The organism is Taklimakanibacter deserti (assembly GCA_003574785.1).
On record QORU01000010.1, the window covers coordinates 1 to 20,650 of the forward strand.

Consider the following 20,650-nt stretch of genomic DNA (forward strand, 5'->3'; position numbering starts at 1 on the left):
TCGCGTCCACTGCGACCGGGATCGCCCGGCTTTCCAGACAGTTCCGGCGCAATGCGCTGCCATTGCGCATCGTTCAACATCAATCGAATCAAGGCTGCCCTCCAGTTTTCAGCCTTGAATCAAATTTCCGATGATTTGGGAATCGTCCCAGCTACTATGATTGTAAACAGGCCTTAGCGTCGTAGCATGCTTGCCGATCTCCTGGGTGTCGCCGGCCTCACCGTCCTGATCATGATCACCCCCGGGGCTGATCTTGCGCTGGTGACGCGCAACACGATCATGGGCGGCAAGAATGCCGGAGGCTGGACGAGCGCCGGCATCCTCACCGGAAACCTGGTTCATTTGACCTATTGCCTGCTGGGGGTCGGCTGGATCGCGACCAGCGCGACCGCTTTCACGGTCCTCAAGCTTGCCGGCGGCGCCTATCTGATCTTCCTCGGGCTTCAGGGCTTGCGCCCCACATCGGCCCTGCCTCAGGAAGCCGAGGCCCCGCCGAAACACGGCCGAACCTGGTGGATGCAGGGGCTCCTGAACAACTTGCTCAACCCGAAGGGGCCGCTGTTTTACCTGGGCGTGCTCGCCGTTTTCGTGCATCCGGACTCGAGCGTCATCTATCTGGCTTTGCTCATCTGCACGACGATCGGCATCAGTGCCGGCTTCTGGGTGCTGTTCGTCTATGTGCTCCAGATCGCGAGCGTACGCAGCCGCCTCCTGGCCTGGAGCCGATGGGTGAACGGCGCACTCGCGATCGTGCTGATCGGCCTCGGCATAAGGCTATGGCTCGCCCAGACACCAGGTCTTTAACTAATCCGGCTTGCCGTTGCCCGACAGGATCAGCGCCGAGCCGCGCAGGGCATTGCGGAAGGCCTCGTCGAAATTGACGTCCTTGACCTTCCAGACGCTGATTTCCTTGCCGTCGAAGAGCTTCCATTCCGCCGCCCAGCCGAGCGTGCCCTTGTTCCAGACGAGGCTGCCGAGCAGGACCAGATCGGCCCCCATGCCCTTCGTCACCATGTCGAGCTTGGCCGGCTGGATCGTGGAGAGAACGTCGGCGGTGAGCCCTTCCTTGGCGAGATCGGCTTCGCTCGGGAGCGTAACCGGCATGCCGACCAGCCAGGACGCGGCGGCGAGCGATTCCCGCTGATCGCGGCCAAAGGTGCCGTCGCCCGACAGAACATAGGTATTGGCGTTGTTGTTGACGACAAGGAACAAGGCGAGATTCGGACGATTTGCCGTCCAGGGCTTGCGGCCCAGGCTCTCGAGAGCGGCATCGACCCTTTGCGGATCGAAAGTCACGGTCAGGTAATAAGGCCGGTCCCGGGTTCCTTGCTCGTCATGGATCTGCCGCAGCGCGTAACGATCGCGATAGCTGTATTCGGTGGCGTGGAACGTGGCTGCGGCGGCAATTTCCCGGGCGCGCGGATCATCGAGCAAGCGCGCATCGCCCGATATCTTGGCCAGCACGTCGAGAAGACAGATGGGTGCTGCGGGTATGCGGGTGTCATCCTTGATGCCGGTGACTATGGTGCGTCCGCGATAGAGATCGCTCGGTTCGGCGGCGAAGACGGCACCGCATGCCAGGACCACAAGAAACAGCACGGAGATGATGCGATTCACGGGCAGCCTCCCTTACCTGAACGGCGTCCAGATCACTTGATCGATATGCCTCGCTCCGGTCGCCAGCATGACGAGGCGATCGAGACCGAGCGCCACGCCCGAAGCTTCCGGCATATGCTCCAAAGCTGCAAGAAAAGTCTCATCGATCGGATAGCGCTCGCCATAAAGCTTCTGCTTCAGCGCCATATCGACCTCGAAGCGGCGGCGCTGCTCGGTGACATCGGTCAATTCGCCAAAGCCATTGGCAAGCTCGACGCCCGAAGCATAGAGCTCGAAGCGCTCGGCAATGCGAGGATCGCGCGGGCTCACCCGCGCCAGAGCCGCCTCGACCGCCGGATATTCGAAGAGGACGGTCGGCCGCCCCTGCCCCAGTTTCGGTTCCACCCGCTCGACCAGGATGCGGCTGAAGATATCGGACCAGGAATCATCGGCCGCAAAGGCGACGCCCACTTGGCGCGCCTGCGCCGCCAGCGCCTCGCGGTCGGACCCGCGGGGTCTCAGCGTCGCCAGAAGGTCGATCCCGGCATGGCGCGAAAAGGCCTCGGCCACGCTCAAGGTCTCGGCGTCGCCGTTGGGATCGCAGTGGCGCCCGCGCCACACGAGCGCATTCCCGGTGACGCGCCCGGCAATACGCAGAAGCTCGACCGTATCGGCGATGATCCGCTCATAGGGCTCGTTCGCGCGGTACCATTCGAGCATGGTGAATTCGGGCGCATGGAGAGGCGTGCGCTCGCGGTTGCGGAAGCAATGGACCATGCTGAAGATGCGCGTTTCGCCCGCCGCCAGCAGCTTCTTGCAGGCGAATTCGGGCGAGGTGTGGAGATAGCGGGGCTTTCGCGTGCCGTCCGGATCGACAAGCGCCGTCTCGAAAGCGTGAAGATGGGTTTCATTGCCGGGCGAGACCTGCAGCGCCCCGCTATCGACCTCGATGAAGCCCTGGTCCTCGAACCAGCCGCGGATCGCTGCCACGATGCGGCCGCGGCCTACGAGGAAAGGCCGCCTGTCGGCATGGATGTCGGGACGCCACCATGGCAAATCTTCTGTCAAATCAAGGGGCTCCGGCAGGGCTTGGCTTATGGCATGGCGGCTGCTAATACCCGCCCGACCCATAATCCAATGCATTCTTTATAGAGAAATTTCGTGGCCAAGATCATCGCAAGCGCCGTGCGTAAAGGCAATGTCATCGAACATGAGGATGGCAAGCTCTATGTCGTGCTGAAAGCCGAAAGCTTCCATCCGGGCAAGGGCACCCCCACCACCTCCATCGACATGCGCCGCATCTCGGACGGCGTCAAAACCGTGGTGCGCTACAAGACCACCGACCAGATGGAACGGGCTTTCGTCGAGACCCTGCCCTTCAACTATCTCTATCAGGACGGCGATCAGTATGTGTTCATGAATCCGGAGAATTTCGAGCAGATCCACCTCCCCTCCGACCTCATCGGCGATGGGGCCGCGTATCTCCAGGAAAACATGGAATGCATGATCGCGCTGTTCAACGGCGTGCCGATCTCGATCGAACTGCCGCAGCGCGTGACGCTCGAGATCGTCGAGACGGAACCCGTGATCAAGAACCAGACGGCCGCCTCTTCCTTCAAGCCGGCGGTGCTGTCCAATGGCGTGCGTACCGCGGTGCCGCCCCATATAGCAACCGGCACCCGTGTCGTGATCTCAACCGACGACGGTTCCTACGTCGAGCGCGCGAAGGACTGATTTCTAGTGTTCCGTTGCTGACAGAGGATTCATAGACGGGCGCAAAGCTGCGCCGAAGTCCTTACGTGAGGGCATGCCCCTCGCTTCCAATACCCTTTCGGACCCTTTCAATCCTTTGCCTCAGGCTTTTCGTGATCCATGAGCCTTTCTTCGGGATCGTCACGTCCTGGCTCTGGTCCTGGGCGTCGAATTCGGGTGAGCGCTTGCGCGCAAGGGCATGGAGCACGCTTACCGAAGGTGGCAGGAAGCCGAGCTTCGGCATCATCGGGCGAGACAGCCCTGGGCACAGCGCCAGCAGCCGCCCGGTCTTCCGGCAACAGCCGTCGAGCTCATGCAAGCTGTTGCGGATACTTCCGGCAATCGTCACGATCGTTTCGACGATGATAGCGAAGCACGCGGCGATCTTCGCCCATGGCGCGATGCTGCGGTCGAGCGCCGCGCTTTGGCAAGGCGTGCTGGTCATCCGACGGTTCCATTTTGGGGAGCGAACTACAAAAGCAACGTGCCCGGCAGCGGTTGTCGCCGGATCAAGTCCGGCCATGAACTCCGGACACACGGGCTCAATTCTGAAATTTTCCAAATCACGCTTTGGCCCACGATGTCAAGAGACCAAAGCCCTCAAAAGGTCACCGCACGAAACAGCGCAACCGTCTCGACATGCGCCGTGAAAGCAAACTGATCGACGGGTGTCGCGCGCACGAGGCGATAGCCGCCTTCGACCAGGATCCGCGCATCGCGGGCGAAGCTTGCGGGATCGCAGGAGACCGCGACGACGGTCTTCACCGTCGATTTCGCCAGTTGCCGGGCTTGCGCCTCGGCCCCGGCGCGCGGCGGATCGAAGACGACCGCATCGAATGCATTGAGCTCGCGCGCCATCAGGGGCTCGCGGAAGAGATCGCGTGCCTTCGCTGCGACCGGCTTGAGGCCGGGCGTGCGGCGGACCGCCTCGGCCAAAGCCTCGATCGCCGCCTTGTCGCTGTCGGCGGCGAAGACCTGCGCTGTGGCGGCAAGGCGCAAGGCGAAGACACCGACGCCCGAGAAGAGATCGGCCACCTTCTTCGCCTTGCCGATATTCTCGATGACCAGCGCCGCCAAGGTCTCCTCGCCGGCCTTCGTCGCCTGCAGGAAGGCACCGGCCGGCAGGCGCAGGCTGGCTTTGCCGATGGCGATCACCGGCGGAAGGCGCGTCACCAGGGGCTCGCGGTTGAGCGAGAGGCGAGCCAGATTCTCCTCATGGACGAGAGTCGCGAGGCTGGGCGTCGGCTTGCGCTTTGTCGCGATATCGACATCGAGCCCATTGTCGGCGGCGGTGAAAGCGACATCGCAACCGCCGATAACCTCGCCGATACGTCGGGCGATGCGCGGCGCATGGCGCAATGCCGGCACCAGGATGGGACAGAGATCGAGCGGGTGGATGTCGTGGCTTCGCGCCGCATTGAAGCCGGCAATGACACCTCCCGGCGTCTTCGCAACATGCAAGGTAGCGCGGCGCCGGCCTTCGCCTTGCGCATCGATCAGGGCATCGACCTCGGCCGTTATGCCTTGGTTCCTGAGCGCGGTGACGAGCAGATTGCGCTTCCATTGCGCATAGGCCTTGGCTTGCCACTGCTGGATCTGGCACCCGCCGCATTGGCTGAAATGCGGGCAGAAGGGCTGGATGCGGTCGGGGCTCGGCGACAGTATCTCGCGCAATCGCGCATGGGTGCCCGAAATCTCGGCCCCAACCACCTCGCCCGGCAAGGCATAGGGCACATAGACGGCACGGCCTGCCGCTTCGCCGACGGCCTCGCCATGGCGGCCCATCTCCGTCAAAGTGAGCCTCGTCACCCCATGCTCTCGGGGTAGGCGAGCGCCACCGCATAGCCCTGGCTCAACCGCACCGTCACCGGACCCGTGGCGATATTGGACACGGTGAGGCTCGAGCCCAGGGGGACCGAGCGGTTGGTGAGCGGCCATCTCACCCCGTCGAGATCGAGGCCGGCAAGATCGGTGAAAGGAACGACGCTGAAGCGCGCGCCGCGCGGCAGGTCGAAATGATGCGTGCCGTTGAGGATCGGATAGGCCTCCTCATGGCCGCTGGTGATGAAAGCGGAGACGCGCCGGCGCCCCAGCTTGAGCAGCAGGCCGAAATGCGCCAGCGCATGATCGGCCTGGCCGCCGAGGCCACCCACCATCACGATCTCGCGGGCGCCCAGCCTCACCGCCTCGTCCACCGCGATCTCGCCGTCGGTCTTGTCCTTCTCAGGGGGAAAGGCGTGGCGGGCGACGCCCTTGTGGCGTTCGGCCAATTCCTCCGAGGTCGAATCGAAGTCGCCGACCCAGAGTTCGGGCGTGAGGTCGAGCGTCTCGGCATGCGCCATGCCGCCATCGGCGGCGATGACACGTGTCTTCTGCACCTGCGATTTGAGGCGTTTCGTCACCGTCAAATCGCCACCCATGAGAATAACGAAGCGGCTCATGGCCTTAGGAATAACAGAAGCCGCTTGCCAGTGCACCCCTCAATGCCTATGGTCCCTCCCGCTCTCAACGGGGTGCTCGATCTCGAGCTGAGAGGCCCAAAAGGCCAACCCGCTGAACCTGATCCGGATCATGCCGGCGGAGGGATTGCGAGCGGGTTTCAGCCCCTTCCTCCTTCACCCGGTGAATAGGAGGAAATAGTGAGAAAACTTCTTTTCACCCTTTTGGCTTTTTGCGCGCTGCCTCTGACGGCATCCGCGGCGGAAACGCTTACCGTCTACACCTATGAAAGCTTCACCGCCGAATGGGGCCCCGGCCCCAAGGTCAAGCAGGCTTTCGAGAAGGAATGCCAATGCACCCTCAACTGGGTCGCGGTCACCGACGGTGTCGCCATGCTCAACCGCCTCAAACTCGAAGGCTCGGGCACGCAAGCGGACGTCGTGCTCGGCCTCGACACCAACCTGACGGCGGAAGCGAAAGCGACCGGCCTTTTCGCGCCGCACGGGCAGGATGCCGCCAAGCTCACCCTCCCCATCGCCTGGACCGACGACACGTTTCTCCCTTACGACTATGCACATTTCGCGGTGATCTACGACACCGAGAAGATCCCTGAAGCCAAGGCCTATAAGAGTCTGAAGGATCTCGTCGAAGGCGCGCCCGAGGACAAGATCATCCTCGAGGACCCGCGCACCTCGACGCCGGGCCTGGGCTTCCTCTTGTGGGTCAAGGCAGTCTATGGCGACAAGGCGTCGGACGCCTGGGCCAAGCTCAAGCCGCGCATCCTCACCACGACGCCTGGCTGGTCGGAAGCCTATGGGCTCTTCACCAAGGGCGAGGCGCCGATGGTGCTCTCCTATACGACGTCGCCCGCCTATCATATCATCGCCGAAAAGACCGAGCGCTATCAGGCGATGAAATTCGCGGAAGGCCATTATCTGCAAGTGGAGGTCGCCGGCATCATCGCGGGCTCGCCCGAAAAGGCGCTGGCGCAGAAGTTTCTGAGCTTCATGGAGGGCCCTGGTTTCCAGGACGCCATCCCCGAGAACAACTGGATGTTCCCGGCCGGCAAGACGTCAGCCCCCTTGCCCAAGACCTTCGACGAGCTGGTCAAGCCGGACAAGACCTTCCTGTTCACGCCCGAAGAGGTGGCGAGCAACCGCCGCGCCTGGATCGATGAGTGGCTCAATGCCATGAGCAAATGACGCCACATCGAGGAACGATGCCGGTCGCCGGCCTGGCGCTCCTGGCCATCGTGATCGCCGTCCTGGTCGGCCTTGCGCCGGTGGCGGCGATCGGCATCGGCGAAGGCCTGGTCACCGGCCATGTCATCGATGCCTATGTGCTGCGCATCCTGTGGTTCACGCTGCTGCAGGCCGGGCTTTCGACTGCGCTTTCCGTGGCGCTGGCCATTCCGGTGGCGCTCGCTCTGGCGCGCGTCGATTTCCTGGGGCGCGGCCTGCTGCTGCGGCTCTTCGCGCTTCCCCTGGCGCTGCCGGCCATCGTCGTCATTCTGGGCATCGTCACCGTCTATGGCCGCACCGGGTGGCTCAGCCAGCTCCTGGGCCAGCCCCTCGACATCTATGGGCTCAGCGGCATCCTCCTCGCCCATGTGTTCTTCAACCTACCGCTCGCGACCCGGATCATCCTGCAGCAGCTCGACGGTATTTCTGCCGAAAGCTGGCGCCTCGCGGCCCAGCTCGACTTTACGCCTTTGGCGCGCTTCCGCCTCATCGAATGGCCCCAGATCAAAGGCAGCCTTGCCGGCATAGCGAGCCTGATCTTCCTCATCTGTGCTGCGAGCTTCGCTGTCGTGCTCACCCTGGGCGGTGGACCCGCGGCCACGACGCTCGAGGTCGGCATCTATCAGGCCTTGCGCTTCGACTATGATCCGGCGCGCGCCACCGTCCTGGCGCTGGTGCAGCTCGCCCTGTGCGGACTCTTTGTGCTGCTCGCCGGACACTATGCCAGTGCGGCACAGAGCTGGCCCGCGCTCCGGCGCGCCGCGCCCCGCTATGAGACGCATTCCGCCGGCCTATCCCTCATCATGCGGCTCACCATCGCGCTCGCCGCCGCTTTCGTCGGCATTCCCATCCTGGCGATCGTGATCTCGGGCGTCCTGGCCGAGTTCAACTGGCCGGCGCTTGCTTATGCAACGCTCACCAGCCTCGTCATCGCCTTGCCGGCATCGTTCCTCAGCATCGCGCTTGCCTGGCCGATCGCCGCCGCCTCGGCCCGCGCCCGAAGCCCGTCATGGCGCTCGCTTCTCAATCTCGCAGCCCTCCTCACGCTGATCGTCCCGCCCGCGGTGCTCGCCACCGGCTGGTTCATCGCCGCGAGCCGCGCCGGCCTTGCCTTCTCGGCCGCCCCTTTCCTCGTCATCTCCATGAACGCGCTGATGGCGCTGCCTTTCGCGCTCGGGACCTTGAGCCCTTCCGTCCAGCAAGCGATGGCGCAGCATGACCGGCTATGCTCGAGCCTCGGCATCAGCGGCTGGCGCCGCCTCCGCCTCATCGACCTGCCGGTGCTGCGCCGTCCACTCGGCCTCGCGATGGCCATGGCCTTCGTCCTCTCCCTCGGCGATCTCACCGCCATCACCTTGTTCGGCTCGCAATCGCTCATGACCTTGCCCGCCCTCATCTATGCGCAAATGGGCAGCTACCGCATCGATGCGGCGGCAGGCTCGGCCCTCGTGCTCGCGATCTTCTCGATGGCCGTCATCACGCTGCTCGACAAATGGAGTGCGACGGCATGATCAGGCTCGATGCCGTCCATTATTCTTCAGAAGGCTTTGTCGCCGATTTCGATTTCGAGACCGCCAAGGCGGAGTTCGTCGCGGTGATCGGCCCCTCGGGCTCCGGCAAGTCGACGCTGCTCTCGCTCATCGCCGGGTTCGAAGCCCCGCGGTCGGGCCGCATCCTTCTCGACGGCAAGGACATGACGCAAGCCTCGCCGTCGGAGCGCCCGGTGACGATGGTGTTCCAGGATCACAATAGTTTCGCCCATCTCGATCTGTGGACGAATGTGGCGCTCGGCATCTCGCCTTCGCTCAGGCTCACGGCCGCCGAGAGGCAATCCGTCGATGACGCCCTGGCACGAACCGGCCTCGGCGCGCTGGCGCAGCGCAAGCCCGGCGAGGTCTCGGGCGGCGAGCGCCAGCGCGTGGCGATCGCGCGCGCGCTCTTGCGCGACGAGCCGATCCTCCTGCTCGACGAACCCTTTGCCGCGCTGGGCCCGGCGCTCAGGCGCGAGATGCTCGATCTGGTGAAGGAACTGCAGAAGGAGAAGGACTACACGGTCGTGCTGGTGTCGCATCACCCGGATGACGCGCTCTACGCGGCGACCCGGACGGCCTTCCTCAGCAATGGCCGCATCCTTGCCTTCGAGCCGACGCGGCAATTGTTCAAGCGGAACGATTTGCCCGAGCTCGAGAGTTATATCGGATAGAAGCGGCGCACGGACGGCACAATGAGGAAACGGCTAATAGGCTGCGTGGCGGCGATCACATCCTCGAACACCGCTCTTCGCCAAGTGCTCGTCCGTGCGGAAAAACCATGACACGGCTGGGGCTTCCATCACCAGCCCGAGCCACCGCCACCGCCACCGCCACCACCGGACGAGCCGCCGCCACCGCCGCCGGAAAAGCCACCGCCACTCGAGAAGCCGCCGGAACCCGAGCTGGTGCCGGGCGGCACCGAGGCGGCTGAGGTTGTTGTCGCAAGGCTCGAGCCCAGGCTGGTGGTGAAGCCCCCCATATTGCCGGTGTTCCAGCTGTTGCCGGTATACCAGACGGGCGCGGCGGCGACCCCTGCTGCCGCGGCAGCGGCCAGCACGGCGGCGAATTTCGTGTTCCATTCATTCTCGCAATCGAGCGCCAAGGCATAAGGCAAATAGCGCTCGAACAGTTCCGGCGTCTTCTCCGGCGGATGCAGCACCTTGAGGCGCTCCTCCTCCGCCGTCGTCATGTACATGCGGAAGCCCTCGATCTGATCGAGGAGTTGGCGCCCCGAAACCGTGGGCGCGCGCAGCAATCGATGGAAGACGAAGCCCATGATGACAAGAAGAATTGCGCCGCCGGCAAAGGCGTAAAGGCCCGGCGAAGTGGCGCTGAAGAAGATCGCTACTGGAGCAAAACCGCCAACGACAAAGAACGGCAAGAGGAAGCCCAAGGAAAATACCGATCTGATCTTGGCCAGCACACCACGCGCGGCGATGAGTCCCTTGACTAGGCTCCAGCTCAAGACCAGGAGAACACCCCACCAAACGCCGTTCCAGATGGAGAGGAAGAGACCGATCGCTGCATCCTCCGTCGGCAAGAGCAACGCGCCCAGCGCCAAGGCCAGGACGGAAATCGCAACCCCGCCCCAGAACCATTTGAGATTGCGGACAAAGGCGACACCCTCATACTCCTTCTCCAGCCTGTCCTCGAGCGCGCTCTTCATCGCGCTGACCTTCGCGTGATTGGCCTGCTGGAGTAGCGTCATGCCCGCCGGCATCGCCCGGTAGAGCGCGGCCTCGGCCCGGGTCAAAGGCTGGCTCTCATCCTCCTTGCGCTCGATCGAGAAATTCTTGCCGTTTTCGACGATCCGGGCGCGTCCTTTGACCGCGAGGCCCACCAGCGAGGCGGCAAAGCCCTTCTCGTCGAATTTCTGCTTCCATACATAGCGCATGCCGCCGGGACCCAGCCCCGTCGGCGGTGTAAAAAGCGGGATGATGGTTCCCTCGGGCGGATCGCGCCCGACACGGAACCAGGCGAAGAGATAATAGAGGAACGAGAGGAGGACGCCGGCGAGGATGGCGAAAAGGCCGAGATTGTCCTTGACCGCGTCCGTGGCCTTGTCGATCTCCGTAGGAGGGCTCACGAAGCCTTTCGGCCAGCCGACGGCGACGGTGAAGCCTTCATTCGGCGCAAGGGTGCGCGTGGTGTGCGCCTGGTAGCGATCACCCGTCGATTGGGTGACCTCGGCATCATGGCCGCTCTCGCCTTGCCGGCCCGTATATTCGGCATGCTGCTTGATCGTGGCGCCGGGCGGCAATTGGATGATCGCTTCGGCCCTTTCGATCGGGAAAGTCCAGGAATTGCCCGTCACATTCCAGTAGAGCTCGTCAAAGCCCTCGAAATAGCCGAGCTGGCGCGTCGTCTTGTAGGTGATCTCATAGACATGCGGGCCGTTGTCGAGAAAGACATCGGCGCTGCCGATGCGAATGCGCTCGCCATTGCTGATCGACATGACCGTGTAAGGCTCATCGCGCCCGTCGCGCTTCACGCCCAGGACCTCGAAGCCCACGACAAAGCTGAGGCCGTTGCGATCCTTGTATCTGGTGGGGAAGTCGCGCTGGATGCCGCGCTTGATCTCGTTGCCTTCCGAGACGACGGCGATCGTCTCTTTCACGGTCAGGGCCGAATCGGCGCCGATCGCGACCTCGCTCACGAAGGAGGTGATGCGCTCGGCGGCAGCCGCTTCACCCGCAGCCGCGAGCAGCAGCGCTACGACAAACAGCAGTGCGCGCATGGCCTATGATGCCTTGTTGAATTCCACCTTGGGCACCTGGCGGGCGGCCTGGTCGCCGATCTCGAAGAACTCGGCCTTGGTAAACTGGAAGAAGCCCGAAATGAAATTGGTCGGGAAGGATTCGATCATGGTGTTGAAGTTGCGCACCGCGCCATTGTAGTAGCGGCGCGAGAGCTGGATCTCGTCCTCGATGCCTGAGAGCTTGTCCTGGAGATCGCGGAAATTCGCATCCGCCTTGAGCTCGGGATAGGCCTCGGCAATGGCGAAGAGCCGGCCCAGCATGCCGGTCATCGCCTGGCTCACTTGCGATTGCTCGCTGACCGAGCCGCCGGAGATGCTCTTGGCGCGCAACTCGGCGATGTCGCGGAACAATTTGTCCTCATGCGCGGCATAGCCTTTGACCGTCTCGACCAGATTGGGGATGAGATCGGCTCTGCGGCGCAATTGCACATCGATGCCGCTCCAGCCTTCGGCGACCAGGTTCTTGTTCTTGACCAGAGCATTATAGGCATAGACCAGGTAGCCGCCGATGACGACGATGGCAACCAGCAGTATGACGCCCAGCGACATTGATTCCTCCCCTGCTGTGACGGTCGGGGAGTATCGGCGGGGCTGGCCGAGCGATCAAGGCAAATAAAATGGCGGCCCGAGAGCGGGCCGCCATCACATTTCGAGAGATCGACGCCGATCAGAACGGCAGGACGAAGATCCAATTGGCGATGAGGACCACGATCAGGCCCGCCGCCAGTGTGAGATAAGGCAGCATGCCCGCCTTGCGCTCTCCCATGTCGCCTTCCTTCAGTCCGAGATCGGCCAACGCCGCGGCCGGGAAGCGGCCGCCATCCTGCGCATAGTGGCGATAGGCGAAGACCGGCAGGATCAGCGCCGCGAAGATGAGGCCGACCCACAGCGCGTTGGCATAGCCCCACACTTTTGCACCGGCGCCCAGGAATATCGCATTCACGAAAGCGAGCACGGTGTTGAGGCCGATGAGCCAGGTCGGTGCTTTCCAGGGCCTTGCGATGTGACCCGAATCCACACGATGGATCCAGCCGGCATTGAGGTTGAGGAAGTTGAAGATGATGTAGCCGACATTCGACACGGCGAGCACGAAGAAGTAACCCGCAATGTCGGACGCGATGGCAAGAAGGATCAGGTTGAAGCCGAAATCCGTCCACATCGCGCGCGTCGGCGCACCGTGACTGTTGACGTGGGTCAGATAGCGCGGCAGCCAGCCGTCCTTCGAACCCTGATAGAGGGTGCGCGAGGATCCCGCCATCGCCGTCATGATGGCGAGGAACAAGGCCAGGATCATCAAGATCACCAGGATCTGGGTGACGACCTTGCCGCCGCCGACCATCGCGGCGAGCGCCTCACCGATGCCGGTGCCATCGACAATGCCGGGCGCCAGCATGCCCGAATGTCCGAGGACACCCTGGAAGGTGAAGGGAATGAGGAAGAAGAACAGGATGCAGAGCAGGCCCGAATAGAAGATGGCCTTGAACGTGTCCGTCTTCGGATTCTTCAGCTCGCGCGTGTAGCAGACCGCCGTCTCGAAGCCATAGGTCGACCAGGCGGCGATATAGAGGCCGCCCAGGAACAGCGTCCAGCCGCCGAGCGTCCAGGCGCCATCGACGCCGGAATAAGCGGCGGTCGGCGGCACCATGCCCGTCACGTTCATCGAGTCGATCTTGCCCATGAGGATCGGCAGCACGCCGATGACCACCAGCGGCACGAGCACGATGATGGCGAGCCATTTCTGCGCTCCGGCCGTCGAAGCAATGCCTCTGTGCTGGATGGCGAAGATGATCAGCATCAAGATCGCGCCGATGAAGAAGGTGGCATTGAGATGAGCCTGGGCCAGGAAGGGTATCGGGAAGGAGACCAGCGACCAGGTGCGGATGGCGGGCGTCAGTGCTGCGACCGCATCCTGCGTCAGGAGTGCGGTCATCGCATCCTGCGCCGTCTTGCCGGCATTGGCGGTGAGCCATTCGGCCACGCGTGGCGATTCAGCGGTGAGCGTCGCGGCATTCGCCGTCACCCAATCGAGCACGGCCTGCGAATCGCCCGCCGGGATCGGGAAGAGCGCGTTCAATATGTAGCCCGCGGCGATGGCGCAGCCGAGCGAGAGCACCGGCGACCAGGCGAACCAGTTGCACCACACCGAGAGCGGCGCGATGAATTTCGAATAGCGCAGCCAGGCGGTGGCGCCATAGACCGAGGCGCCGCCCGATTTGTTGCCGAACATGCCGGCGATCTCGGCATAGGTGAAGGACTGCAGGAAGCCCATGATCATGGAAATGATCCAGACCAGGAAAGCGAGCTTGCCGGTGGTGCCCGCAATGCCGCCGATCGAGAACAGCACCAGCGGCGGAACACCCGCCGCCACCCAGAAGGCACCGCGCCAATCGATGGCCCGGTGCAGCTCGCCGGTCTCGGTCGTCACCAGACCCGGCGAGATCGTCGTCGCGCTGGAGGCCATGCCAGCGCCCTGTTTTGTCGTCATGAGCGACATCTCCATATGTTGAAGTGACACGTGCCGCCCAGCGCCGAGGGCGCCCCATCAGGACGGCTGTGACCAGGACAATGGGAGACGGGCCGGTAGAGCGCCCAAGCGCCTTCCTTCCCTGATGAACACGCTAATCCGGATCTCTGTCCGGTTTTCAGCATGAGCGTTTCCCCACTATGCGTCATTGCACGCGAGCCGCTTTAGCGGCTCAGGGGATGGTAAAATGGTATGCTTTTGGTTGCAAGCGGTAATAATTGGGTCAAATTGGACAGCGATTGGCCCAAGTAAGGCTTAGTTTTGGGCCCCATCCGGAAGGGATCCGGATGGGGAGCTGTACCAGTCATCTAGCCCGGCAGGACGAAGACCCAGTTGGCGATGAGGACCACGAGCAAGCCCGCCGCCAAAGTGAGGTAAGGCCACATGCTCGCCTTGCGCTCACCGAGATCGCCCTCCTTGAGGCCGAGATCAGCCAGGGCACCCGCCGGGAACTTGCCGCCATCCTGGACATAGTGGCGATAGGCAAAGACCGGGATGATCAGGGCCGCCAGCACGAAGCCGACCCAGAGGGCGGTCGAATAGCCCCAGACCTTGGCCCCTGCCCCCAGGAACAGCGCGTTCACGAAGGCCAGCACCGTGTTGAGCCCGATGAGCCATGTCGGCGCCTTCCACGGCCGCGCCACATGGCCCGAATCGATGCGATGGATCCAGCCGGCATTGAGATTGAGGAAGTTGAAGATCATGTAGCCGACATTGGAGAGCGCCAGCACCCAGAAATATCCAACGAGGTCGGATGCGATGGCGAGCAGGAACAGGTTGAGCCCGAAATCGGTCCACATCGCCCGCGTCGGCGCGCCATGCGAGTTGACATGGCTCAGATAGCGCGGCAGCCAGCCGTCCTTCGACCCCTGATAGAGGGTTCGCGAAGACCCGGCCATCGCCGTCATGATGGCGAGGAACAGCGCCAGGATCATCAGGATCACCAGGATCTGCGTCACCACCTTGCCGCCATGCACCATGCCGGCGAGCGCCTCGCCGATGCCGGTGCCATCGACGATGCCGGGCGCCAGCATGCCCGAATGGCCGAGGACTCCCTGGAAGGTGAAGGGAATGACGAAATAGAAGAACATGCAGAGCAGGCCCGAATAGAAGATCGCCCGGAACGTGTCGGTCCTCGGGTTCTTCAGTTCGCGGGTGTAGCAGATCGAGGTCTCGAAGGCGTAAGTCGACCAGGCGGCAATGAACAGGCCGCCGAAGAACAGCGTCCAGCCGCCGATGTTCCACGCGCCATCGACGCCGGAATAGGCCGCCGTCGGCGGCACCAGCGCCGTCACATTGGCCGCATCGATATTGCCCATGAAGATCGGCAGCAGGCCGATGATGGCGAGCGGCACGAGCACGATGATGGCGAGCCATTTCTGGGCGCTCGCGGTCGAGGCGATGCCGCGATGCTGGATGGCGAAGATGATCAGCATCAAGATCGCGCCGATGAAGAAGGTCGCGTTGACATTGGCCTGCGCCAGGCCCGGTATCGGGAAGGAGAAGAGCGTCCAGGTGCGGATCGTAGGCGTCAGCGCCGCGACCGCATCCTGCGTCAGGAGTGCCGTCATCGCATCCTGCGCCGTCTTGCCGGCATTGGCGGTGAGCCATTCGGCAACGCGCGGCGATTCAGCGGTGAGCGTTGCGGCATTTGCCGTCACCCAGTCGAGAACGGCCTGCGAGTCCGAGGCCGGTATGGGCCACAGCGCATTGAGGATGTAACCCGCGGCGATGGCGCAGCCGAGCGAGAGCACCGGTGTCCAGGCGATCCAGTTGCACCACACTGAAAGCGGCGCGATGAATTTCGAATAGCGCAGCCAGGCGGTGGCGCCATAGACCGAGGCGCCGCCCGATTTGTTGCCGAACATGCCGGCGATCTCGGCATAGGTGAAGGACTGCAGGAAGCCCATGATCATGGAAATGATCCAGACCAGGAAAGCGAGCTTGCCGGTGGTGCCCGCAATGCCGCCGATCGAGAACAGCACCAGCGGCGGAACGCCGGCCGCCACCCAGAAGGCACCGCGCCAGTCAATGGCCCGGTGCAGCTCGCCGGCCTCGGTCGTGACCAGACCCGGCGAGATCGTCGTGCTGGCAGCCCCGCCAGCGCCCGGCTTCGTCGTCATGAGCGACTTCTCCTTATGTTGAAGCGACAGCCGCCGTGGGGCGCCTGAAGCACCCCGGCGGAACGACTGAGCTGAAGACAAAGGGAGAGAGGCCGGCGAAACGCCTGGCTCTTTTTCCTGTGCGAACACGCCAATCCGGATCTTTGCCCGGCTTTCAGCATGACCGTTTCCCCACCATGAAACCGCTTTTCACGGATTCGTGGATGCTAAAAGGGTCCGCTTTTGGGTACAAGCGGTAATGATTGGGCCTATTCGGTCATCAACCGATAATCGCCGTGCCAGAAGACCAAGGGCCGTCCTGTGGGGTCATGGTCGAAATTGAGCACCTCGCCGACAAAGATGACATGGTCGCCGCCCTGGTAAGTGTAGGCCATCTTGCATTCGAACACGGCGAGCGCATTGGGCAGGACCGGGCAGCCGGTGTCCCAGGTCTCGTAATCGAGCCCGACCCATTTATCATCGAGCGAGCGCGAGAAGCGGCGTGAAAGCTCCTCCTGGCCCTCGCGCAGGACGTTCACCGTGAAATGATCGGCCGAGAGGTAGGACTTGAAGCTATAGGCCCGCTTGCCGAAGCTCCACAGGACGAGCGGCGGATCGAGCGACACGGCGCTGAAGGAATTGACCGTGTTGCCGATGGGCTCGCCCCTGGGCCCGCGCGTCGTGACGATGGTCACGCCCGTGGCAAAGGCCCCCAAAGCGGTACGAAAGGCGCGGGCATCGATCGGCGCGTTCATCCAGACAAGTCTCCGTCAAGCTCCGCGCGTTCTAGCGCGTCTCGGCAAAGGAATAATGAGTCATTTTGAGCCGGACGCCATTGTCAAACCAATTTCGCCCAATTTCATACCATTGCTTTCCTGACTTCTTCGCGTTAGCCTCCGCTCCATGAACAGGTTCGAAAAAGGCCTTCAGAACCCTTCGGCCGCCGGCCTGGCGCCGCGTCCCAGCATCGTCTACCGGCCCGGTCTGCCGAGCCTGCCCCAGGGCACGGAACGTTACAAAGTTGCGGGCGGCGGCTCGCTCGTCCTCGACATCAAGGCCGGCGACCGGCTGACCGTCACCGACCTCGAAGGCGGTCAGGATTGCGAGATCGTCGCCGTCGGCAGCGACGGCCGGAGCGATCCTTCCCTCCTCGGCGCCAAGGAGGCGAGCGATCCCTCGGGCCTCAAGGCGACATTGGCGAGCGACGAGGAATCGGCCCTGCGCGTGCGCAAGGCCCTGGCCCGGCGCGGGATCGATCTCAGCCGGGCCAAGGCGATCCGGCTCTTCGGGCGCGCATCGCCAGCCGGCAGCAAGCAGAGCTTCAAAGCCGGGCGCGACGGCGCCGTGATCATCGGCGCGCCCGGCGGAAAGATGGATTCCGAAGCGCAGGACACCGCCACACCTCTCGACGTACGCATCGAGCGGGCAATACTGCCCCGCGCCAATGAGCTCATCGCCCTCCCCGAGCCGCTCGCCGATCCCTTGCAGGAGATCCGCGTCGATGCCGCGACCGCCAGGGCCTATGTCGTGCGCGCCGGCGAATTCATCCAGATCATCGACGTCGCCGGCCGGCAGATGACCGACTTCCAATGCTTCTCGCGGCGCAAGCTCGATCAGGGCATTGAAAATGCGCTCGACGGGACCGTGACGCGCACCCTTACCGGACGCGCTTATCCCACCCCCGGCCTCCTCTCCAAGATGTTCGGCTTCGACTTCGAGCCCCTGGTCGAGGTCGTCCAGGACACGGTCGGACGGCATGACTTCTTCGCCACCGCCTGCAACAGCCGCTATTACGACGATGTCGGCTATCCAGGCCACGTGAACTGCACCGAGAATTTCAACCGCGCGCTGGCGCCCTATGGCGTTGCGCCGCGCAAGGGTTGGGAAGCGATCAACTATTTCTACAACACCCGCGTCGACGACCATAACCAGCTCTATTACGACGAGGCGTGGTCCAGGCCCGGCGACTATGTGCTGATGCGGGCGCTCACCGATCTCGTCTGCGTGTCCTCGGCCTGTCCCGACGACATCAATGTCGGCAATGGCTGGGACCCGACCGACATCCATGTGCGCACTTATTCCGATAAAGAGAAATTCTCGAGAGCGGTGGCCTATCGCATGACCCCAGACGCCGACCCCCAAATGACGCGCGAGACCGCGTTCCACCCGCGCTTCTCAGCACTCACCCGCAATATCACCGAATATCGCGGCTTCTGGCTGCCGCAGCGCTTCAACAATGACGGCCCGGTCGAGGAATACTGGGCCTGCCGCGAGCGCGTCGCGGTGATGGACCTCTCGCCCTTGCGCAAATTCGAGGTGACCGGTCCTGATGCCGAAGCGTTGATGCAATATTGCGTCACGCGTGACATGCGCAAGCTGTCGCCGGGCCAGGTCGTCTATACGGCGATGTGCTACGAGCATGGCGGCATGATCGATGACGGCACCGTGTTCCGCCTGGCGCAGAACAATTTCCGCTGGATTGGCGGCGACGAATATAGCGGCCTGTGGCTGCGCCAGCAGGCCGAGAAGATGGGCTTCAAGGCCTGGGTGCGCTCCTCGACCAACCAGTTGCACAATATCGCCGTGCAGGGACCGAAATCGCGCGACCTCCTCAAGGAGATCATCTGGACAGCGCCGGCGCAGCCCGAGATCGGCGAGCTCGAATGGTTCCGCTTCGCGGTCGGGCGCATCGGCGGCTTCGAGGGCGTGCCGCTGGTCGTGTCGCGCACCGGCTATACGGGCGAGCTCGGTTACGAGATCTTCTGTCATCCCAAGGATGCGCTCGCCGTCTTCGACGCCGTGTGGGAGGCGGGCCAGAAACATGGCATCTCACCCTTGGGGCTCGAGGCGCTCGACATGCTGCGCATCGAGGCGGGGCTCATTTTCTTCAACTACGAATTCAACGACCAGATCGATCCCTTCGAGGCCGGCATCGGCTTCACCGTGCCGCTCAAGACGAAGAGCGACGACTTCATCGGCAAGGCGGCGCTCATCGAGCGCAAGGAGCATCCGCGCCACAAGCTCGTCGGCCTCGACATCGACGCCAATGATGCAGTGGGCCACGGCGATTGCGTCCATGTCGGGCGGGCCCAGATCGGCCAAGTGACGAGCGGCACGCGCTCGCCGCTGCTCAAGAAGAACATCGCCTTGGCGCGGGTCGACGTCACCCATGCAGCGATCGGCACCGAGGTCGAGGTCGGCAAGCTCGACGGCCACCAGAAGCGCCTGCCGGCACGTATCGTGCGCTTCCCGCATTTCGATCCGGAGAAGACAAGGCCGAGATCCTAACAGCAGCGTAACAAGCCTTCTCTAAGACCCTCACGCTGAGGTGCGAGCGAAGCGAGCCTCGAAGCGTCCTTCAGGATTGAGCTCTGGGCTTTCCGCGGCGCCGACTCGACAGCCTTTGTACCAAAGCCCAGTCACCCTTGATGAGGGCTTCCTTCTTTGCCCGCGACCATCCCTTGATCTTGCGCTCAGCGAAGATCGCATCGGCCACTAGCTCGAAATACTCGGAATAGACTAAACGGACGGGGAGCCGTGATGCCGTATAAGCACCTGCCGAAAGTTTCATTTGATGTTCAGACAAACGCTGATCAGGCTCTTCGCCCCTTGTCATGCCCGTATAGAAGCTTCCATCAGCGCATTGCAGAATGTACACCCATGCCATTTCTTATCTATCCTGATGGACGCTTCGAGGCTAGCTTCGCTCGCACCTCAGCGTGAGGGTTGGGGATAGAGACCGTAACCGGCACGCTCTTGACTGTCGATCCATTCATCGTGAAAACGAACCTGGCTCATGCGCTCCTCGCCTATGTCGTCCTGCCTTTTGCCTGGTCGCCAGGCGATTGCCGGATTCCCCAGAATCTGACACAGTCCACGGCAAGGTCGCAAATTAGGACGGCATGCTTCCCATGATGGTGCTGGTCTTCGCTTCCCTGCTCCTTGCCTTCGTTTTCGGCTGGTTTGGCCCGCGCTGGATGGCTATTACGATGTTTGCGGCATGCCTGATCCTGGCGATCGGACTCTTCCTCTTCGAGGTCTACAGCCCGGACTATGGATTCCGCATGCCCTGGATACAGACCGAGCTCGATCTTCCGCCGATGACCGGGCAAAGGAGCTAGATCATGCAGGCCGGCACCAGCCGCCTTCTCGCCGGCCTCAATTACCTTTATCTTCTCGCCATGATGGCGGTCATCGCCGGCATCCTCATGACCGCGATGACTTTGCAATATGCCTATGGCGAGCTTCCCTGCCCGTTGTGCCTGTTGCAACGCGTGGCGCTCTTCGGCGTCTGCTTCGGCATCATGCTCAATTTCAGGAACGGATTTTCCTCCCGGAACACCGGTTTCAGCCTGCTGTTCGCGATCTTCCTGCTGATCGTCTCCGTCCGGCAGAGCCTGCTCGACATCTATCCGCGTCCCGGCCATGAATATATCGGCAGCGCCGTCTTCGGAATCCACATGCCGGTCTGGTCGATCATCATCGCGCTCGCTTTGCTGATCGCTTATGCGCTCAAGCTCGCCTTGCTCGGGGGCGATGATCATTTGCGCGATGCCGATGCGCGGACATTTCCGATCATCCATCGGCTGGCCGGCATCTTGAGTGTCTATGTCATAGTACTTTGCCTGATCAACCTGGTCTCGGTCGTCATTCAATGCGGCTTCGGCCAATGCCACACATTCAATTATCAGCTGCTGCAGTGACGG

Annotated in this window: 19 protein-coding genes and 1 riboswitch; of the genes, 8 read left to right on the forward strand and 11 right to left on the reverse strand. The window is 62.8% G+C overall.

What is annotated here, in order from left to right; genetic code table 11:
• Nucleotides 1-186: 186 nt before the first annotated feature.
• Nucleotides 187-804 (forward strand): LysE family translocator, encoded by a 618-nt coding sequence (locus DS839_RS20865; protein ID WP_119272416.1) that lies wholly within the window; start codon nucleotides 187-189, stop codon nucleotides 802-804.
• Here the strand turns inward: DS839_RS20865 and DS839_RS20870 are convergent, their stop codons facing one another.
• Nucleotides 805-1,617, reverse strand: coding sequence for a DUF2066 domain-containing protein (locus DS839_RS20870; RefSeq protein ID WP_162918701.1), 813 nt, complete (start codon nucleotides 1,615-1,617; stop codon nucleotides 805-807).
• 12 nt (nucleotides 1,618-1,629) lie between these two features.
• A complete protein-coding gene (gene epmA / locus DS839_RS20875) occupies nucleotides 1,630-2,664 on the reverse strand; it encodes an EF-P lysine aminoacylase EpmA (RefSeq protein WP_368911795.1) in 1,035 nt (344 codons plus the stop codon).
• A 93-nt stretch (nucleotides 2,665-2,757) separates the two neighbouring features.
• Here epmA and efp point away from each other — a divergent pair, with 93 nt between their 5' ends.
• A complete protein-coding gene (gene efp / locus DS839_RS20880) occupies nucleotides 2,758-3,330 on the forward strand; it encodes an elongation factor P (protein ID WP_368911797.1) in 573 nt (190 codons plus the stop codon).
• A 61-nt stretch (nucleotides 3,331-3,391) separates the two neighbouring features.
• Here the strand turns inward: efp and DS839_RS20885 are convergent, their stop codons facing one another.
• The 3 genes from DS839_RS20885 to DS839_RS20895 form a co-directional block, all read right to left on the reverse strand.
• The gene (locus tag DS839_RS20885; RefSeq protein WP_119272419.1) at nucleotides 3,392-3,793 is read right to left on the reverse strand and encodes a hypothetical protein; all 402 of its coding nucleotides are present in this window, start codon (nucleotides 3,791-3,793) and stop codon (nucleotides 3,392-3,394) included.
• A 155-nt stretch (nucleotides 3,794-3,948) separates the two neighbouring features.
• The gene (locus tag DS839_RS20890) at nucleotides 3,949-5,133 is read right to left on the reverse strand and encodes a class I SAM-dependent RNA methyltransferase (protein ID WP_119272688.1); all 1,185 of its coding nucleotides are present in this window, start codon (nucleotides 5,131-5,133) and stop codon (nucleotides 3,949-3,951) included.
• A 20-nt stretch (nucleotides 5,134-5,153) separates the two neighbouring features.
• Complete coding sequence (locus DS839_RS20895; RefSeq protein ID WP_119272420.1) at nucleotides 5,154-5,789, reverse strand: thiamine diphosphokinase; 636 nt, start codon at nucleotides 5,787-5,789, stop codon at nucleotides 5,154-5,156.
• Between the two features lie 58 nt (nucleotides 5,790-5,847).
• Nucleotides 5,848-5,951, forward strand: a riboswitch (TPP riboswitch).
• A gap of 36 nt (nucleotides 5,952-5,987) precedes the next feature.
• Between DS839_RS20895 and thiB the strand changes: the two genes are divergently transcribed.
• The 3 genes from thiB to thiQ are packed head-to-tail and all read left to right on the forward strand — an operon-like array spanning nucleotide 5,988 to nucleotide 9,231.
• Nucleotides 5,988-6,989, forward strand: a complete 1,002-nt coding sequence (gene thiB, locus DS839_RS20900) for a thiamine ABC transporter substrate binding subunit (protein ID WP_119272421.1) — start codon at nucleotides 5,988-5,990, stop codon at nucleotides 6,987-6,989.
• Complete coding sequence (locus DS839_RS20905) at nucleotides 6,986-8,539, forward strand: ABC transporter permease family protein (RefSeq protein ID WP_119272422.1); 1,554 nt, start codon at nucleotides 6,986-6,988, stop codon at nucleotides 8,537-8,539. Before thiB ends, DS839_RS20905 begins: the two co-directional genes overlap by 4 nt.
• A complete protein-coding gene (thiQ, locus tag DS839_RS20910; RefSeq protein ID WP_368911800.1) occupies nucleotides 8,536-9,231 on the forward strand; it encodes a thiamine ABC transporter ATP-binding protein in 696 nt (231 codons plus the stop codon). The genes DS839_RS20905 and thiQ overlap by 4 nt, the downstream gene beginning before the upstream one ends.
• 128 nt (nucleotides 9,232-9,359) lie before the next feature.
• Here thiQ and DS839_RS36980 read toward each other — a convergent pair whose 3' ends face one another.
• The 5 genes from DS839_RS36980 to DS839_RS20935 form a co-directional block, all read right to left on the reverse strand.
• On the reverse strand, nucleotides 9,360-11,297 hold the full coding sequence (locus DS839_RS36980) for a DUF2207 domain-containing protein (RefSeq protein WP_368911801.1): 1,938 nt from the start codon (nucleotides 11,295-11,297) through the stop codon (nucleotides 9,360-9,362).
• Between the two features lie 3 nt (nucleotides 11,298-11,300).
• Entirely contained in the window at nucleotides 11,301-11,867 is a 567-nt protein-coding gene (locus tag DS839_RS20920; RefSeq protein ID WP_119272424.1) for a LemA family protein, read from the reverse strand.
• Between the two features lie 118 nt (nucleotides 11,868-11,985).
• Nucleotides 11,986-13,779, reverse strand: coding sequence for a trimethylamine N-oxide permease (locus DS839_RS20925; RefSeq protein ID WP_119272689.1), 1,794 nt, complete (start codon nucleotides 13,777-13,779; stop codon nucleotides 11,986-11,988).
• Between the two features lie 371 nt (nucleotides 13,780-14,150).
• Complete coding sequence (locus DS839_RS20930) at nucleotides 14,151-15,965, reverse strand: trimethylamine N-oxide permease (protein ID WP_119272425.1); 1,815 nt, start codon at nucleotides 15,963-15,965, stop codon at nucleotides 14,151-14,153.
• A 248-nt stretch (nucleotides 15,966-16,213) separates the two neighbouring features.
• Nucleotides 16,214-16,699: a flavin reductase family protein gene (locus tag DS839_RS20935; RefSeq protein ID WP_119272426.1), complete on the reverse strand. Its 486-nt coding sequence runs from the start codon at nucleotides 16,697-16,699 to the stop codon at nucleotides 16,214-16,216.
• Nucleotides 16,700-16,847: 148 nt separating this feature from the next.
• Here DS839_RS20935 and DS839_RS20940 point away from each other — a divergent pair, with 148 nt between their 5' ends.
• Complete coding sequence (locus DS839_RS20940) at nucleotides 16,848-19,232, forward strand: trimethylamine N-oxide demethylase (RefSeq protein WP_119272427.1); 2,385 nt, start codon at nucleotides 16,848-16,850, stop codon at nucleotides 19,230-19,232.
• 70 nt (nucleotides 19,233-19,302) lie between these two features.
• On the opposite strand, the gene DS839_RS20945 is transcribed toward DS839_RS20940, so the two are convergent.
• Nucleotides 19,303-19,611: a GIY-YIG nuclease family protein gene (locus DS839_RS20945; protein WP_119272428.1), complete on the reverse strand. Its 309-nt coding sequence runs from the start codon at nucleotides 19,609-19,611 to the stop codon at nucleotides 19,303-19,305.
• A gap of 235 nt (nucleotides 19,612-19,846) precedes the next feature.
• Here DS839_RS20945 and DS839_RS20950 point away from each other — a divergent pair, with 235 nt between their 5' ends.
• Nucleotides 19,847-20,065 (forward strand): hypothetical protein, encoded by a 219-nt coding sequence (locus DS839_RS20950; RefSeq protein WP_119272429.1) that lies wholly within the window; start codon nucleotides 19,847-19,849, stop codon nucleotides 20,063-20,065.
• Between the two features lie 3 nt (nucleotides 20,066-20,068).
• On the forward strand, nucleotides 20,069-20,647 hold the full coding sequence (locus tag DS839_RS20955; protein WP_119272430.1) for a disulfide bond formation protein B: 579 nt from the start codon (nucleotides 20,069-20,071) through the stop codon (nucleotides 20,645-20,647).
• The last annotated feature ends 3 nt before the right edge of the window (nucleotides 20,648-20,650 follow it).